This window comes from Pseudomonas sp. ADAK18 (genome assembly GCF_012935695.1).
GTDB lineage: Bacteria > Pseudomonadota > Gammaproteobacteria > Pseudomonadales > Pseudomonadaceae > Aquipseudomonas.
This window is the reverse complement of the sequence record NZ_CP052859.1, coordinates 1,338,953-1,355,753: the sequence shown is the minus strand read 5'-3', so window position 1 is coordinate 1,355,753 and position 16,801 is coordinate 1,338,953. Positions and strand designations below refer to the sequence as shown.

Sequence of the window (16,801 nt, the reverse complement as noted above, 5' to 3'; positions counted from 1 at the left end):
TGTTCAGCAAAAAGACAGCAGCGCTGTGACAGGCTCTCGCTCCGTTGCAACCTGCGCCTGTTAGTTGTGCCTGTTTAATTTAACGCTACCGATAGCTGCCCATGGTGAATAGTGTGGTTGACCTGATCCTGCCCAAACCCCGCTCGCGCTGGGCTTCGGTAAAACGACTCAAGAAGCTCTGGCTGAGCCTGGCGGGTATTGCCGTTATTGGCGTGCTGGTGACTGGCGTGATGTTCTGGCCAACTTCGCCCCCGGACTTGAGCGTGGGCCATCGCATGCTCAGTTCGGGCGTCGTGTCCAGTTGGCGCGACGGCGACCTGATCGTATTGATACGCCACGAGGAGCGCTGCGACCGCTCCAGTAACCCTTGCCTGGGCCCGGCAGACGGCCTGACCGTTGCCGGTACTGTCATCGCTACCGCCGTGGGTAAAGCCTTTCAAACCCTGGGCATGGGCAACAGTGATGTACTGAGCAGCCCCGCCACACGCACTGCACAGACTTCGCTCTTCATGTTCGGCAAGACCGAGTTGTCCCCCGGCCCCCTGGCCATCTGTGGCAACGCTATAGCCGAGGAGTTGATTACGCATAAAGCCGGCGGGCGCAACCTGCTGCTGGTGACCCACAGTGCCTGCATCAGCGACCTGGAGAAGGAACTTGGTTACCCACGCGCGGCTCACGCCGAATACGGTAGCGCGTTGTTCGTGAAGGTTGGTGCCAACGGCAAACTCAAGGCACTGGGCATCATGAATACAAAGGACTGGCCGGCCGCACTTAAACAACTTTAAACACTTGATTACATCTAATAACACCCAATTTGTTCAGCAAGAAGACAGCCACGGCATGGCATCTTTTGCTGTTCGAATACATGTTCACCCTGGGTACTTTAGTAGCTAGCTAACAAATAGTGTTTAGACATGATGAAAAGTTCCAGTGTGTTGTTGGACATCGCACCCGGCACCGACTTGACTGCACTGCGTGATTCTTTGTTCTCCCCGACGACTAACAGACTGTTTAAGGAATGACTCTCTGTGCGTGTTTTTTATATTGAGTTTTTATCCCTGATCCCCTTGGCCCTTCCGAGAAACCCCGGCACCTGCTCTTGGGCGGATTCGACACTCACGTCGGTCTGCCGCCAACGCTGCCTGGGGGAGCACTATTGATGACCCGAATCAAACCGCTGCCCTTGCTGTTACTGGCATTTGCCCTGTTCTACCTGTTGCCTCTGGGGCTGCATGGCCTATGGACGCCAGACGAAAGCCGCTATGCCCAGATCAGCCAGGAAATGCTCATGAGTGGCAACTGGGTGTCTCCACACTTCATGGGCGTACGTTATTTTGAAAAACCTGCCGCGGGCTACTGGCTGATCGCGCTCGGCCAAGCCGTGTTTGGCGAAAACCTGTTCGGGGTACGTATTGCCTCGGCGCTGACGACGGGCTTGAGCGTATTGCTGGCCTACCTGATCGCCCGCCGCCTGTGGAACGACCCACGCAAAAGCCTTGCTTGTGCCCTGCTTTACATGAGCTTTGGTCTGGTGGCCGGGCAAGCGGGGTACTCCAACCTCGACCCGCAATTCACGTTCTGGGTCAACCTGAGCCTGGTCGCACTGTGGTTTGCCCTCGACAGCCGCACCCAACGCAGCCGACTCGCATTCTGGGCGCTGCTGGGCGTCGCCTGCGGCATGGGCTTCCTGACCAAGGGGTTTCTCGCCTGGCTGTTGCCGGTGTTGATCGCCCTGCCCTACATGATCTGGCAACGCCGACTGGGGGAACTGCTGCGTTACGGCCCATTGGCGATGCTGGTGGCCGCAGTGATATGCCTGCCATGGGCATTGGCGGTGCACGCCCAGGAGCCCGACTACTGGCGCTTCTTTTTCTGGCATGAGCACATCCGCCGGTTTGCCGCCGACAACGCACAACACGCCCGGCCGTGGTGGTTCTTCCTGCCGATCATCGTGGTGTCCTGCCTGCCGTGGGCCGCACTGCTGCCGGCGACGCTGATCAAGACCTGGCAGGAAAAACGCCGGCCGGCCATGGTTTTCCTGGCCCTGTGGTTCCTGCTGCCCCTGGCCTTTTTCAGCCTGAGCAAAGGCAAGTTACCGACCTACATCATGCCGTGCCTGCTGCCCCTGGCGTTGCTGATGGGGCATACCCTGATCGACCTGGTGACCCGTGCCAAACCCCGGACCCTGTTCATCAACGGCCTGCTCAATTTCCTGATCGGCCTGACGGCGATGGTCGTCCTGATCTACCTGCAAATCGACCGGCCGCTGTATGGCAACAGTCACAGTGAGATGTTCAGCCTGTCCCTGGCCTACATCGTATTGATGGGCTGGATGCTGACAAATCTGTTGCAGGTGCTGCGCCCACTGACCCTGTGGGCGATGCCAGCCCTGGGCATCGGCCTGCTGGTCGCCCTGCTGCCCGTGGGTATGCCAGCCGTGGTGACGGATAACGAAATGCCCGACCAGTTCATCCTTGAACACCTGGACGAGCTGCAGCAGACCCGCGCACTGCTTAGCAATGAACTGGACTCCGCATCGGCCTTGTCCTGGCGCCTGCGACGTCCCGAGGTGGCGTTCTATGACACCGTCGGCGAGTTGCGCTATGGCCTTAACTACCCCGACTCGGCCTACCGCAAGGTCGACCTGGATAGCGTCCAGTCCTGGCTGGCCGAAGCCCGCCGCCAAGGTTCGGTGGGAGTCATCATGCGGGTCAAGAGCACCAGCGAAATGCGTGAAGCCGGGCAACTGCCGCCAGGAGGCAAGCGGTATTACAAGGGCAATCTGGAAATCATCATTTACCCGCAATCCCTGTAACACAGCAGCACTAATGTGGGGGCGCTTGCGCTCCCACATTTGATCCGCCCCCACCCTTACCTGCATTGGAATCGCCCCATGAGCTTCTGGAAAACCGAACGAGGGGCGCTGCTCCTGCTCCTTGGTGTGTCAGCTGTGATCCTGCTGCTGGGCCTGGGCAGTCGTGACCTGTGGGGGCCGGAAACCCGCTGGGCGAACATCGCCCTGCAAATGCTGCAAAGTGGTGATTACTTCGACCCCTACCTCAAGGGCGCGCCTTATTACGACAAACCCCTGCCCTCTTATTGGCTGATTACAGCCTTCGCCAACATGATGGGCGGCCTCGGCCCCTGGTCACTGCGTCTGTCTTCGGTGATCGCAGCCTGGCTGAGCATCTGGCTGGTCTATCTGATTGGCGAACGCCTGTACCGCAAGGGTACAGGGCTGATTGCCGGCTGGATGCTGGCGACCACCTTCTACTTTATCTTCTGGGCCCGGGTGGCCACGGCGGATGTGCTGACCGTCTGCGGTGTGCTCGCAGCGGTCTGGTGGTATTGGCGCGGGCCGGACGATACGCGGCTGGGCCGCTACACCGTGTTTTTCCTGCTGCTGGCAGCCACTTCACTGTTCAAGGGGCTGATCGGTTTTGTGCTACCGGGCCTGGTGCTGCTGCCGCACCTGCTCAGCGAACAGCGCTACAAGCGTCACCTCAACCCACGCCTGCTGCTGGCGGTGGTAATCGCCGGGGCGTTTTATGCGATTCCGTTTGTGCTGTCTCGTCTCTACGGCGCACCGACTTACGGTGAAAGCGGCCTGGAACTGGTATTTCGCGAGAACGTGGTGCGCTTCTTCGACCCTTTCGACCATATGGGGCCGATCTACACCTACCTGATTTACCTCCCAGCCTACACCTTGCCGTGGGCACCGTTTTGGATACTCGGTTTGTGGCTGGCCGTGCGGCACTGGCGCAAGACTGAACCCAACACCCGCTGGCTCGTCTGGGGCCTGGGCCTGTTGTTTGTGTTTTTCACCGCCAGTGGCAGCCGTCGCAGCTACTACGTATTGCCACTGGTGCCGTTCGCTCAATTATTGGCGGCGTGGTGGGTCAGCGAACGTATTGCCCAAAAACGTGCGGCTGGAAAGCTCAGCGGGCAGGGTTGGAAATGGGGGTTCGGCATTGCAGCCGGGGCCATGCTGCTGGTGCTCGGGGTGATTTACCCATGGACCAACGGCAACGGCGGCGTGACCCGCTTCGCCGAAGATGTGCAAACCCAAGCCGTTAAAAGCGCCCCTTGGGACGAATGGAAATTCGTCATGGTGGAAGTCGACAACAAACTACCGATGTACCTGCAAAATAACGGCGCACCGTTCTACTACGTCGCCGAAAGCCAGGACTTCCCGCGCCAAGGCGACAGCGCCGCCTTCATGGCCTGGCTGGAAAAAACCAGCGGCAAACGCTGGGACCCGCGACGCACGATCATCGTCGCCCAGTACTCCAAGGAAGATCCGACGCCGCTGGCGTTCCTGGGCAACGACCACCAGGTGATCACGACGCAGCCGGACAATGGCGAGCGATATTTTCACAAGCGCTCGGGTGGCAGTGTGGCGTTCATCCCGTCCGCCCATTGAAGTGCCCTGCGCTTTCAATAATCTGAGGGAAACCCGGCAGGACTTTTGCTTCGACGTGTATCTCGCACCTGCCAGATACACTGCAATACAAAGGGCACAAGGCAAGGCCGCTGCCAATAGCTAGACTGCGCACCTACGGGCCACTAACGAGGAAGCAGCGGATGGATCATGTCGATCACATTCTGATTGTCGACGACGATCGGGAGATCCGGGAACTGGTGGGCAACTACCTGAAAAAGAACGGCTTGCGCACCACGGTCGTGGCCGACGGCCGGCAGATGCGCAGCTTTCTGGAATCCACCCCCGTGGACCTGATCGTGCTCGACATCATGATGCCGGGCGACGACGGCTTGCAGCTGTGCCGCGAACTGCGGGTCGGCAAACACAAGTCCACGCCGGTCCTGATGCTCACCGCACGCAGCGACGAGACCGACCGTATCATCGGCCTGGAAATGGGCGCCGACGACTACCTGGTCAAGCCCTTCGCTGCCCGGGAACTGCTGGCACGGATCAACGCCGTATTGCGCCGCACCCGGATGCTGCCACCCAACCTGATCGTCAGTGAGAGCGGTCGTTTGATCCGCTTCGGTCGCTGGCGCCTGGACACCACCGCCCGCCATTTACTGGACGAAGATGACACCCTGGTGGCCTTGAGTGGCGCGGAATACCGCCTGCTGCGGGTGTTCCTCGACCATCCCCAACGGGTACTCAACCGTGACCAGTTACTCAACCTGACCCAGGGCCGGGATGCCGACCTGTTCGACCGCTCCATCGACCTGCTGGTCAGCCGCCTGCGCCAGCGTTTGTTGGACGATGCACGTGAGCCGGCCTACATCAAGACCGTGCGCAGCGAAGGCTATGTGTTCTCACTGCCGGTGGAAATCCTCGGGGCTCAGGAATGAAGCCGGGGTTTCGCTGGCCGCGCACCCTGGCGTCGCAGTTGTCGCTGATTTTCCTGGTGAGCCTGATCTGCGCCCATGGTCTGTCGTTCAGTGCGCAGTTTTATGAGCGCTATATCAGCGCCAGGACCGCCATGCTGGGCAACCTGGAGAACGACGTCTCCACCTCGATTGCCATCCTCGACCGCCTGCCCGCCGCTGAACGGGCCAGTTGGCTACCGCGCCTCGACCGACAGAACTACCGCTATCTGTTGGGTGCCGGAGAAACCGGCGTGCCCATGAGCACTGACAACGTGCCCATGGCTGCGACGTCCATTGCCGACGCACTGGGTAAACAGTACGCCCTGACCTTTCGGGACATCCCCGGCCTGCAAAAACACTTCCAGGCCGACCTGACCCTGGCGGATGGCCACCCGATCACCATCGACGTGCGCCCCGCTGCCGTTCCACTGGCGTTGTGGCTGCCGGTGGTGCTGATCCTGCAGTTGGCCTTATTGCTGGGGTGTACCTGGATGGCCGTGCGCATCGCCATCCGCCCGCTGGCCCGCCTGGCCCGCGCCGTGGAAACTCTCGACCCCAACACCCACCCGACACCGCTGGACGAAACCGGCCCCACCGAAGTCGCCCACGCCGCCGCCGCATTCAATGCCATGCAGGCGCGTATTGCCGAATACCTCAAGGAGCGCATGCAAATCCTCGCAGCAATCTCCCATGATTTGCAGACGCCCATCACCCGCATGAAGCTGCGGGCCGAGTTCATGGACGACTCCAACGAGAAGGAAAAACTGTGGAGTGACCTGGGAGAAATGGAGCATCTGGTGCGCGAAGGTGTGGCGTATGCCCGCAGCGTCCACGGCGCCACCGAAGCGAGTTGCCGGATCGACATGGATGCGTTTCTCGACAGCGTGATGTTTGACTATCAGGACATGAACAAGCAGGTCAGCTTAAGCGGGAAAAGCGCGGTGGTGCTGAATACTCGGCCCCATGCCTTACGCCGGGTGCTGGTGAACCTGGTGGACAACGCCCTGAAGTTTGCCGGGGCGGCGCAGTTGGAGGTCGGGACGGCGGCTGGTGAGTTGTCGATCAAGGTATTGGATCGCGGGCCAGGGATTGCCGAGGATGAATTGGTGCAGGTGATGCAGCCGTTTTATCGGGTGGAGAGTTCGCGTAATCGGGGCACCGGGGGGACTGGGTTGGGATTGGCGATTGCTCAGCAGTTGGTGGTGGCAATTGGGGGAACGCTGACGCTTAGCAATCGGCAAGGCGGTGGATTGTGTGCCGAGGTCAGGGTGGGGTTGGGGTAAACAACTCGACCCGAAAATCAAAAGTCCTCTTTCGTACATCCAGCGTCATTTTCACCTACATTCCTCCCCTGCAGTCCTTGGTAAAACGTCGCCTCGAAAAATGGCAATCCAGGACCGCTGATGAAAACCCATGACGCTGCAAGAGGCATCACGATTGGCTGCGGGCTGTTGCTGACGGTGCTGGCGCCCGCCATTGTCCATGCCAATACTGAATCGCCGAAAACCGGCATCGAGTGGTTGTTGGAATGTACCCGGCCGTCCCTAGACCGGGTGGACCCCGAGGTCCTTGGAAGGACCCAGTGCGGCGTCGTCACCGCGCCACTGGACCACGCCACACCCGACCTGGGCACCATCAGTTTCGACATCACACGCGTTGGTGCCAAACAACCACTCTCTCGCCAAGGCGCGCTTTTCACCCATCCTGGCGGGCCCGGGGTCGATACTGGCGGCGCATTCGCCGTGCATCTGGCAACCGTCTGGAAGCATTACGCAACGCAACCCGCGTGGGGGGAAACCTATCGGGTACTGGCCGACGCCTATGACGTAATCGAAATTACCCCTCGGGGGTTGAGTAGCCTGCCAGGATCACGCCTGGAGTGCCGATCCGACGCCTCGATCATGCCTCAAGGGGATGTCACCGAAGACCGCAGCGAAGGCAACCTGGCAGCGATGCGCCACAACGCTCGGGTCATCGCGCAGGCCTGCGCCAAACACCCGTTGACGCCCTACATCACCAGCGAGCAGACGACCAGAGACCTGGAGTTTGTGCGCAGGCACCTGGGCGAACTGCGGTTCAACTACCTGGGGATCGGCTACGGTACATGGCTCGGCGCCTGGTACGGCGGACTGTTCCCGGAACAGCTCGGACGCATGGTGCTGGACTCGAATATCGACTGGACCTCGTCGCTCGAACACGCAAGCCTGATCGTTGCCCGGGAGAAAGAGCGAATCTTCGATCACTTCGTGGCCACTCCCGCCGCCAATAACCCACAGGTCTACCAACTGGGTGAGACCCGGGAGGCGGTGCGGCAAGTGTTCCTGCAGTTGCAGCCCACTGTTCGCGCAGCGCTACGCTCCAACAACCTTTACTACAGCGATCCCGCAGGCTTGATGAGTGCGCACCTGCTCAGCCGCTGGTTGCAGGAAACACCGGGCGCCGACGATCTGGCGCTCCTGGCACGAGCTCGGGCTTATGTCTTCAGTCCCGAAGCCGTCATCGAACACCGGGCAAAATCGCTGTTTGGACTATTGCTGCAACGCGTTCGCGAGCCATTCCAGCCCAATCTACCGGCACCAGGGCCCTTGCGCATGTCAGCTGCCGACTCGGTGAGGCACGCCATTTTGTGCAATAGCTCGGGCTACTCGAACGAAACCTTCTGGGCGCGGACGGAAGCTGAATATGCGGTGAAGTACCCCATCGCAGGGAGCTTCCTGGAAGGCCGCCAGTGCACGGCATGGCCACAACGCACAGCCAATCCCCTGCCCCACAAACGCTTGGCCGAAGCCGAAAACTTGTTGATGGTGCAAGCCGATTTCGATGACCAGGCCCCAGCCATGGGCGCCGCCTGGGCCTTTGAACGGACACTGCCGGCCAGCCGGGTCCTGCTCAAGGGCGTCAACCTGCATGGCGTGTCGTTCAGCGGGGTGAGTGCATGTGTAAACCAATGGGTCGGCGAGTACCTGGTCCATGGAACGATGCCACCGCGATCAACCCTGTGCAGTGACGCAACCGCTGCACAGTGACACGCGCAAGGAACGGTCATGATTGTGCCAGCCTCGATTACGACCCTTTTTTACTGAAAACGACACCCTCCGTTGACGCCTCGCTCCAAGCCCTATTAAGTACTATTTATCCGCATTAATACGATAAATAGAAAACATGCTCAGCCGCCCCCTGCGACGCAAACGCCAGAAGCTTTCCGACGTGATTGTCGAGTCAGTCAAGCGCTCCATCGTCACCGATGCTTTGAAGCCCGGAGACCGTCTGCCCACTGAACGTGAGCTGATGGAAAGCTTCCAGTGCTCCAAGGGTTCGGCCCGCGAAGCACTCAAGGCCTTGGAAGTTGAAGGACTGGTCAACACCCGTACCGGCCCCAGTGGCGGTGCCTACCTGAACCAGGCCGGGACCGAACCGGCCAGCCGCGCCTTGCGTAATTACCTGCACTTCCAGCACCTGGACGGCGAGCAGGTGTACCAACTACGCAAAGTCATTGAGGTAGAACTGGCCGTGTCGGTGCTAGGCCGCTTGAGCGAAGACGACTACCGCGCCCTGCAAGACAACGTGGACTTTTGCAGCGCCCCGGAAGACAGCGAGGCTGGTCAGCGTGAGCAACGTCTGGCAGAGCTTGAGTTCCATAACCTGCTGGCCAAGGCCTGCCCCAACCCGCTGCTGAGTTTCATGGCGCAGTTTCTCAATGACCTGCTGCGCGACCTGGTGGTGTTGAAGAAAGCCTACAAGCCCAAGCGCAAGCAGTTCGACGCAGCCAACCTCGATTACCACAAGCAACTGTTGATCGCCTTTCGCGCCGAGAATGAAACGGCCATCCGCAGCTTGATGCATGAGCACATGTGCGACGCCGAACACCACATGACCGCGCTGGAAGGCCAAGTCAGCCCACATTTTCTACTGGAGTTTGATCACAGCCACTGACAACAACCGTAGCAGCTGTCGAGCTCACGCGAGGCTGCGTAGGACGCACCCTAATCATCACGTCATGCACCGCCCACGCAGCCTCGCTTGAGCTCGACAGCTGCTACGAAGGCGGCGAAAAAAAGACCGTTTCACCCAATAAAAGGCCTGCCCACAGGCCGTGATGCGCCGTTTTGCCATTGCCACTCCTGCCAATAATTAAACCAGGGAGTCACCCCATGCAGCGTCGTACGTTGTTGAAAGCCAGTCTTACCGCTGCAGCCGCCCTCAGCCTTCCGCTGAGTGTGCGCTGCGCATTCGCCGCCGAGCCCTTTACCTTTTACGGCCTCAAGTCCATGTCTGGCGCCTTTGCCAGCTATGGCAAATTTGCCGACATGGGTTCGCGCCTGGCGGTGGAACAGTATCCCGAGCTATTGGGCCGGCCGCTGAATTACAAGGTGATCGACACCGAAGGCAACGCCGGCAAGGCGGTGCGCAAGGTCCAGGAAGCGATTCAACAGGATGGCGCACGCTTCTTCCAGGGCTGCACCCTGTCCTCCTCGGCGCTGGCGGTGGCCAAGGAAGTGGCCAAGGTCGGCGGTGTATTCATGACCCCGGTGGGCGCCGATGAAGTCACCGGCAAGGACTGCAACAGTGCGACCTTTCGCTGGTCGGTACCGACCTACGGTGCAATCCGCGAAACCCTGATCCCGCTGATCAAACTGCTACCGAACGCCAAGCGCTGGTACACCATCACGCCGCAATACGTGTTTGGCGAAGCGCTGTTGGAAGGTGCCAAGACCGTGCTCAAAGAGAACGGCCTGGAGCATGTCGGTAATAGCTACCACTCATTGCAGGAACAGGAATTCTCCGGTTACCTGACCAATGCCATCGCTGCCAAACCCGACGTGCTGGTGCTGCTTAACTTCGGCAGCCAGTCATCCAACACCCTGCGCCAGGCGGTGAACTTCGGCATCAAGGAGCGCATGAAGGTGCTGCTGGTGTGGTCCGCCGGTCTCGACCAATTTCAGGAACTGGGCAGCGATGTGCTGGAAGGCGTGTACCTCGGCGCACAGTACTGGCATCAGGTCGACACGCCGCTCAACCGCGAGCTGGTGAAGCTGACCCAGGCCAAATACGGCATCAATCCCACCTACCCGTTGGCTGCCGACTACATCAGCACCAAGGTCATGCTCGACACCATCATCGCGACCGGCAGCTTCGACGGATCGACCGTGGCCAAGGCCATGCAGGGCCTGAGCTATGAAGGCCCGACCGGCAAGGAATCTATCCGCGCCGGCGACCACCAGGTGATCAAGGATTACTACCTGTTGGTGGGCAAGGCAGCCGGCGACATGGCCGACAAGGATGACCTGGCCAAGGTGCTCAGCGCCGGCCAGTCATTCCCGCCGGTGGAAACCACGGGCTGCGTGCTCGGCTGATCCGCTAAAAACTATCGGTTACACACGGCAGGGTCGCGCCAGCGACCTCCTGTTTGAGGACTCCTGCATGCTCAATCTTTACCTGTTCCAGATTCTCAATGGCCTGGGCCTCGGGATGATCTACTTCCTGATTGCGGTCGGGCTGACGATTATTTTCGGCCTGCTGAACTTCGTTAACTTCGCCCATGGTGCGTTTTTCCTGTTGGGCGCCTACATCTGTTACACCGCTGTCAGCCTCACCGGCAGCTTCTGGCTGGCACTGCTGATCGCGCCGTTGGTGGTGGCCGCCCTGGCCTGGGCCATCGAGCGATTATTGATCCAGCGGATCTACCACTTACCGCATATGTTCCAGATTCTGGTGACCCTGGGGATCGCGCTGATCATCCAGGAAGCCAGCGTGATGATCTGGGGCCCGGTGGGCAAAAGCGTCGCCGTACCGGAACTGTTGCGCGGCGTATTGGTGATCGGCGATTTCGTCTACCCCTACTACCGTCTGTTCCTGATCGCCTTCTCCGGCCTGGTGGGCCTGGGCCTGTGGCTGCTGCTGGAACGCACACGTTTCGGCGCCCTGGTGCGGGCCGGCAGTGAAAGCACCGAAACCGTGTCGCTGCTGGGTACCAATATTTTCCGCCTGTTTTCCATGACCTTCGCCCTCGGCGTAGCCCTGGCCGGTGTCGCCGGCGTGCTGTTCGCGCCATTGCGCGGCGCCCAGCCCTTTGTCGGCCCGGAAATTCTCGGCGTTGCCTTCGTGGTGGTGGTAATCGGCGGCATGGGTTCGTTCAGCGGCGCCCTCGTCGGTGGCCTGCTGGTGGGCGTGGTGCAAAGCCTGATGACCACACTCTGGCCCCAGGGTGCGAGCCTGATGATCTACGGCGCAATGGCCGTGGTGATTCTGGTACGCCCTTACGGCCTGTTCGGGAGAGCCTGACATGAGCGAGAAAAATCCCCTGCCGTTCGCCAAGACCCAGTCGCGCTACATGCTGCTGTTGGTGCTTGCGGTATTGATCGGCCTGCCGTTGATTTTGCCCTCTGCGACCCTGGCCACCGAAATCCTGATCTTTGCCATGGCGGCCCTGGCCTGCAATCTGCTGCTGGGCTACACCGGGCTCTTGTCCTTCGGCCAAGGCATCTTCTTCGGCGCCGGTGCGTATTGTGCGGCGCTGCTGATGATCCATCTGCAACTGGGTCTGTTCAGTGCGCTGTTGGGCGCTGCGGTGGTTGGCGGGTTCCTGGCCTTTTTAGTGGGCGCCCTGGCAATCCGGCGCACCGGCATCTACTTCGTGATGCTGACTTTGGCTTTCAGTCAGATGGCTTACTTCGTCGCCTACACCCTGAGCGACTGGACCGGCGGCGACAACGGCCTGCTCAGCGTGCCACGCCCCGAGATCCGTATCGGTGACACCGTGCTGCTGTCTCTGACCGATGCCCGCGCCTTCTACGGTTTTGTCGCGGTGCTGTTCCTGTTGATCTTCATTGGCGCCCGCCGGGTGATTGCCTCGCCGTTCGGCAGCACGCTGATGGCGATCCGCGAAAACGAAACCCGCGCCTCGGCCATCGGCTACGACACCCGCCATTTCAAGATCCTGGTGTTCGTGCTGTCCGGTGCCGTCACCGGGATTGCCGGCGCGCTGTACGCCATGCTGCTGCACTTTGTGCCGTTGTCGAATATCGACCTGGCGATGTCCGAAAACATCCTGATCATGACCATCGTCGGCGGCACCGGCTCGCTGTTCGGCTCGTTGCTGGGTGCTGGCTCCATCGTGCTGCTGGGGGATTTTCTCTCCGACCTGTGGCCGCGCTGGCTGATGTTGCTGGGGGTGATCCTGATCATGGTGGTGATCTTTATGCGCGGCGGATTGTGGGGCGGATTGTCGGCGCTGTTCGAACGCCTTCGCAGCAGCCGCAAGGCCAACGTCGTGACCAAGGAGACGCTGCTATGAGCATCCTGCTGGAAACCCAAAACCTGGAACTGGCCTACGGCGCCTTCCACGCGGTGAATGGCGTCAACCTCAAGGTCGAGGCCGGCACCATCCACACCATCATTGGGCCGAATGGCGCTGGCAAGACCAGCCTGTTCCATTGCCTGACCGGCGAACGCCAGGCCACCGCCGGGGCGATCCATTTCGACGGCAAGAACCTGATGCGCAAGCCGGCCCACGGCCGCGTCGGCCTGGGCATGGCGCGTTCATTCCAACTCACCAGCCTGTTCCAGAACCTCAGCGTGCGGGAAAACCTGCGCCTGGCCGCCCAAGGTCGTGACGGCGCCAAGGCGCTGAACTTCTGGCGCCGGGTCGACAGCAAGCGCGAGCACTTGGAGATGGCCGACCAGGTGCTGGAACGCCTGCAACTCACCGCCCGCGCCGACACCCTGGCCGGCGAGTTATCCCACGGCCAGCAACGGGTGCTGGAAGTAGGCATGTCGATCTGCTCCAAACCGAAACTGCTGATGCTCGACGAGCCCACCTCGGGCATGGGCATCGATGACATCCCGATCATGACCCAACTGATCAGCGACCTCGGTCGCGATCACACCGTGCTGTTGATCGAACACAACATGAGCATCGTCATGTCCATCAGCCAACGCATCACCGTGATGAGCCACGGGCAGATTCTGGTGGAAGGCACACCGGAATTCGTCCGGGCCGATGAACGCGTGCGCACTGCTTATTTGGGAGAAGCCGCCTGATGCTGACCGTCGACAACATCCACTCCTATTACGACAAGAGCCACGTCCTCGAAGGCGTGTCCCTGACCGTGAACCCCGGTGAACTGGTGACCCTGCTGGGGCGCAACGGTGCAGGCAAGACCACTACACTGCGCAGCATCCTCGGGATCATCTGCCCACGCCAAGGCCAGATCCACTTCAACGGCCAGCCGCTGGTGGGCCAGAAAATCTTCGAAATCGCTCGCCAGGGCCTGGCACTGGTGCCGGAAAATCGCGGGATTTTCCGCCTGCTGACCGTCGAGGAAAACCTGCGCATCGCCGTGCGCAAGACCAGCCGCTGGCAGATGGAAGACGTCTACGCGATGTTCCCGCGCCTCAAGGAGCGCCGCAAAAACGCCGGCCACGCGCTGTCCGGCGGCGAGCAGCAGATGCTCGCCATCGCCCGTGCCCTGCTCAACGATCCCAAGCTGCTGATCCTCGATGAACCCACCGAAGGCCTGGCCCCGGTGATCGTCGACGAACTGGTGAAGATCCTGCGCAAGGTCAAGGAGGACGGCCTTCCCGTGCTACTGGTGGAACAGAACCTGATGGTCTGCGACAAGCTCGCCGACCGCCATTACGTCCTCGAACAGGGCCGCGTGGTGTACGAAGGCAGCGCCGCCGCCTTTCGCGCCGACCCGACGATCAAGAATCGCTATTTGGCCCTGAGTGCCTGACCGGAGACACCTGATGAATACGTCTGTGGATTTGTCACAACCGCTCAACAGCAACGCCTCGCTGATCAACCGCGAACGCCTGTGGCAATCGCTGATGGACCTCGCCCGCCTCGGCGCCACGCCCAAGGGTGGCGTGTGCCGCCTGGCCCTGACCGACCTGGACCGCCAGGCCCGTGACCTGTTTGTGCAGTGGTGCGAGGCGGCTGGGTGCAGCGTCAGCATCGATGCCATCGGCAATATCTTTGCCCGCCGCGCCGGACTTGATCCGCACCTGCCACCGGTGATGACCGGCAGCCACATCGACACCCAACCCACGGGCGGCAAGTTCGACGGTTGTTATGGGGTGATGGCCGGCCTGGAAGTGATCCGTACCCTGAACGATTTGAATATCCAGACCCAGGCGCCGATTGAAGTGGTGGTGTGGACCAACGAAGAAGGCTCGCGTTTCCCACCGTGCATGATGGGTTCCGGGGTGTTCGCCGGTAAGTTCGACTTGCAGGAAACCCTCGACAAACAGGACGAGCAAGGCCTCTCGGTGGGCGCCGAATTGCAGCGCATCGGCTACGCTGGCTCCCGCGCCGTGCTTGGCCATCCGGTGGGGGCGTATTTTGAGGCGCATATCGAACAGGGCCCGGTGTTGGAAGATCAGGCCATCACCATTGGCGTGGTCATGGGTTGCCTCGGCCAGAAGTGGTTCGACCTGACCCTCACCGGCGTCGAAGCCCATGCCGGCCCCACGCCCATGCACCTGCGCAAGGACGCCCTGGTGGGTGCCGCGCAAGTGGTCAGCGCGGTGAATCGCATCGCCCATGAACAGCAACCCCACGCCTGCGGCACCGTCGGTTGCCTGAGTTTGCATCCGGGCTCACGCAACGTGATTCCCGGCCAGGTGCACATGACCATTGACCTGCGGCACCTGCATGCCGACAAGCTGCAAGCCATGGTCGATGAAGTGCGCCAAGTGATCGAAACCACCGCCAAACAACACGGCCTGACCTTTGAACTGACACCCACGGCCGACTTCCCGCCGCTGGACTTCAACCACGCATGCGTCAACGCCGTGCGCGACGGCGCAAGCAGCCTGGGTCTGAGCCATATGGACATCGTCAGCGGCGCCGGGCATGACGCGATCTTTGTCGCAGAGTTGGGGCCCGCGGGGATGATCTTCGTGCCGTGTGAAGGCGGCATCAGCCACAACGAAATCGAAAACGCCGCGCCGGATGATCTGGCCGCGGGCTGTGCGGTATTGCTGCGGGCTATGGTCAATGCGGCGCAAGGAGGTGCCCTGTGACGGATATCGCCAAGCTTACGGCGGTTGAACTGCTGGCTCACTATCGCGACAAAACCCTGTCGCCGGTGGAAGTCACCGAAGATGCACTGCTGCGGATCGAGCGTTATAACCCGGTGGTCAACGCTTACTGCCATGTCGACCCGCAGGGTGCACTGCACGCGGCACGGGCCTCGGAACAGCGCTGGCTCAAGGGTGAGCCCTGTGGTGCTCTGGACGGCGTGCCATCATCCATCAAGGACCTGACACCGACCATTGGCATGCCCACCCGCAAGGGCTCGCGTACCACCTCGGCCGACGGCCCGTGGGAGGTGGATGCGCCCTTCTCGGCTTTTATGCGCAAGGCGGGGGCGGTGTTGCTGGGCAAAACCGCCACCCCGGAATTCGGCTGGAAAGGTGTCACCGACAACCCGCTGTATGGCATCACTCGCAACCCTTGGGACACACGCATGACGGCAGGCGGTTCGTCCGGTGGCGCGGGTGCGGCCGCTGCGTTGAATCTTGGTGTGCTGCACCAGGGTAGCGATGCGGGTGGTTCGATCCGGATTCCTTGCGCATTTACCGGCACGTTTGGCATCAAGCCAACCTTTGGTTACGTGCCCCAGTGGCCGGCCAGTTCCATGACGATCCTGTCGCATCTGGGGCCGATGACACGGACGGTGGAAGACGCGGTGCTGATGTTGCAGACCATCGCGCAGCCGGACTCCCGTGACGGTTTGATCGGCGCGCCACGGACCACGCCATGGTTGCAGGCCGGGGCTGATTTGAAGGGACTGCGTGTCGCCTATAGCCCGAATTTTGGTTATGTAGAGGTTGACCCGCAGGTGGCCAGGGTGGTCGCTCAGGCGGTCGAGGGGCTGACGCAGTTGGGTGCGCAGGTTGAACAGATTGATCCAGGATTCAGTGACCCGCTGGAGGTGTTCAATACCCTGTGGTTTGCCGGCGCGGCGCGGCTGGCCGGGCAGCTGACCGACGCCCAGCGTGAGCTGCTTGACCCCGGCCTGCTGCGCATCGCCCGACTGGGCGAGCAGATCAGCCTGCGCGACTACAACGCCGCGCTGGAAGCACGGGCCGCCCTCGTCGCGCGCATGGCCGCGTTCCATGAACATTACGATGTGCTGGTTTCGCCGATGATGCCGATCACGGCGTTTGAGGCCGGGCACAATGTGCCGCCAGGCTCCGGGCTGGGGGAGTGGATGGAATGGACGCCATTCAGCTACCCCTTCAACCTGACCCAGCAACCGGCGGCCTCGGTGCCGTGCGGGCTGGCGGCGAACGGGTTGCCGGTGGGGCTGCATGTGGTGGGCGCGCGGTTTGCTGATGAGCAGGTGCTGCGGGTGTGCCAGGTATATGCCAAGGCGTTTCCGACCAAGCATCTACAAGCCCCAAAAACCCCAACCTGAAATGCAATCAAATGTGGGAGCTGGCTTGCCTG

Annotated in this window: 14 protein-coding genes; all 14 read left to right on the top strand. The window is 61.1% G+C overall.

The genetic code is table 11. From position 1 onward, the window contains the following. The first annotated feature begins 101 nt into the window (after nucleotides 1-101). The 14 genes from HKK55_RS06250 (at nucleotide 102) to HKK55_RS06185 (ending at nucleotide 16,769) form a co-directional block, all read left to right on the top strand. Nucleotides 102-785: a histidine phosphatase family protein gene (locus HKK55_RS06250; protein WP_169353838.1), complete on the top strand. Its 684-nt coding sequence runs from the start codon at nucleotides 102-104 to the stop codon at nucleotides 783-785. Between the two features lie 374 nt (nucleotides 786-1,159). Continuing rightward, the gene (gene arnT / locus HKK55_RS06245; RefSeq protein ID WP_169353837.1) at nucleotides 1,160-2,815 is read left to right on the top strand and encodes a lipid IV(A) 4-amino-4-deoxy-L-arabinosyltransferase; all 1,656 of its coding nucleotides are present in this window, start codon (nucleotides 1,160-1,162) and stop codon (nucleotides 2,813-2,815) included. A 78-nt stretch (nucleotides 2,816-2,893) separates the two neighbouring features. Beyond that, nucleotides 2,894-4,423 (top strand): glycosyltransferase family 39 protein, encoded by a 1,530-nt coding sequence (locus HKK55_RS06240; RefSeq protein WP_169353836.1) that lies wholly within the window; start codon nucleotides 2,894-2,896, stop codon nucleotides 4,421-4,423. Between the two features lie 161 nt (nucleotides 4,424-4,584). Beyond that, nucleotides 4,585-5,325, top strand: coding sequence for a response regulator (locus HKK55_RS06235; RefSeq protein ID WP_169353835.1), 741 nt, complete (start codon nucleotides 4,585-4,587; stop codon nucleotides 5,323-5,325). Beyond that, nucleotides 5,322-6,626, top strand: coding sequence for a HAMP domain-containing sensor histidine kinase (locus HKK55_RS06230; RefSeq protein WP_169353834.1), 1,305 nt, complete (start codon nucleotides 5,322-5,324; stop codon nucleotides 6,624-6,626). The genes HKK55_RS06235 and HKK55_RS06230 overlap by 4 nt, the downstream gene beginning before the upstream one ends. A 120-nt stretch (nucleotides 6,627-6,746) precedes the next feature. Further along, nucleotides 6,747-8,369, top strand: a complete 1,623-nt coding sequence (locus tag HKK55_RS06225) for an alpha/beta hydrolase (protein WP_169353833.1) — start codon at nucleotides 6,747-6,749, stop codon at nucleotides 8,367-8,369. A gap of 136 nt (nucleotides 8,370-8,505) precedes the next feature. Further along, nucleotides 8,506-9,276, top strand: coding sequence for a FadR/GntR family transcriptional regulator (locus HKK55_RS06220; protein ID WP_169353832.1), 771 nt, complete (start codon nucleotides 8,506-8,508; stop codon nucleotides 9,274-9,276). A gap of 218 nt (nucleotides 9,277-9,494) precedes the next feature. Then, complete coding sequence (locus HKK55_RS06215) at nucleotides 9,495-10,697, top strand: ABC transporter substrate-binding protein (protein ID WP_169353831.1); 1,203 nt, start codon at nucleotides 9,495-9,497, stop codon at nucleotides 10,695-10,697. 67 nt (nucleotides 10,698-10,764) lie between these two features. Continuing rightward, nucleotides 10,765-11,625: a branched-chain amino acid ABC transporter permease gene (locus HKK55_RS06210; protein ID WP_169353830.1), complete on the top strand. Its 861-nt coding sequence runs from the start codon at nucleotides 10,765-10,767 to the stop codon at nucleotides 11,623-11,625. A gap of 1 nt (nucleotide 11,626) precedes the next feature. Then, nucleotides 11,627-12,637, top strand: a complete 1,011-nt coding sequence (locus tag HKK55_RS06205) for a branched-chain amino acid ABC transporter permease (RefSeq protein ID WP_169353829.1) — start codon at nucleotides 11,627-11,629, stop codon at nucleotides 12,635-12,637. Further along, nucleotides 12,634-13,383, top strand: a complete 750-nt coding sequence (locus HKK55_RS06200) for an ABC transporter ATP-binding protein (protein ID WP_169353828.1) — start codon at nucleotides 12,634-12,636, stop codon at nucleotides 13,381-13,383. Before HKK55_RS06205 ends, HKK55_RS06200 begins: the two co-directional genes overlap by 4 nt. Next, nucleotides 13,383-14,078, top strand: a complete 696-nt coding sequence (locus HKK55_RS06195) for an ABC transporter ATP-binding protein (RefSeq protein WP_169353827.1) — start codon at nucleotides 13,383-13,385, stop codon at nucleotides 14,076-14,078. Before HKK55_RS06200 ends, HKK55_RS06195 begins: the two co-directional genes overlap by 1 nt. 13 nt (nucleotides 14,079-14,091) lie before the next feature. After that, entirely contained in the window at nucleotides 14,092-15,369 is a 1,278-nt protein-coding gene (locus HKK55_RS06190) for a Zn-dependent hydrolase (protein WP_169353826.1), read from the top strand. Further along, on the top strand, nucleotides 15,366-16,769 hold the full coding sequence (locus tag HKK55_RS06185) for an amidase (RefSeq protein WP_169353825.1): 1,404 nt from the start codon (nucleotides 15,366-15,368) through the stop codon (nucleotides 16,767-16,769). Before HKK55_RS06190 ends, HKK55_RS06185 begins: the two co-directional genes overlap by 4 nt. Nucleotides 16,770-16,801: the final 32 nt, after the last annotated feature.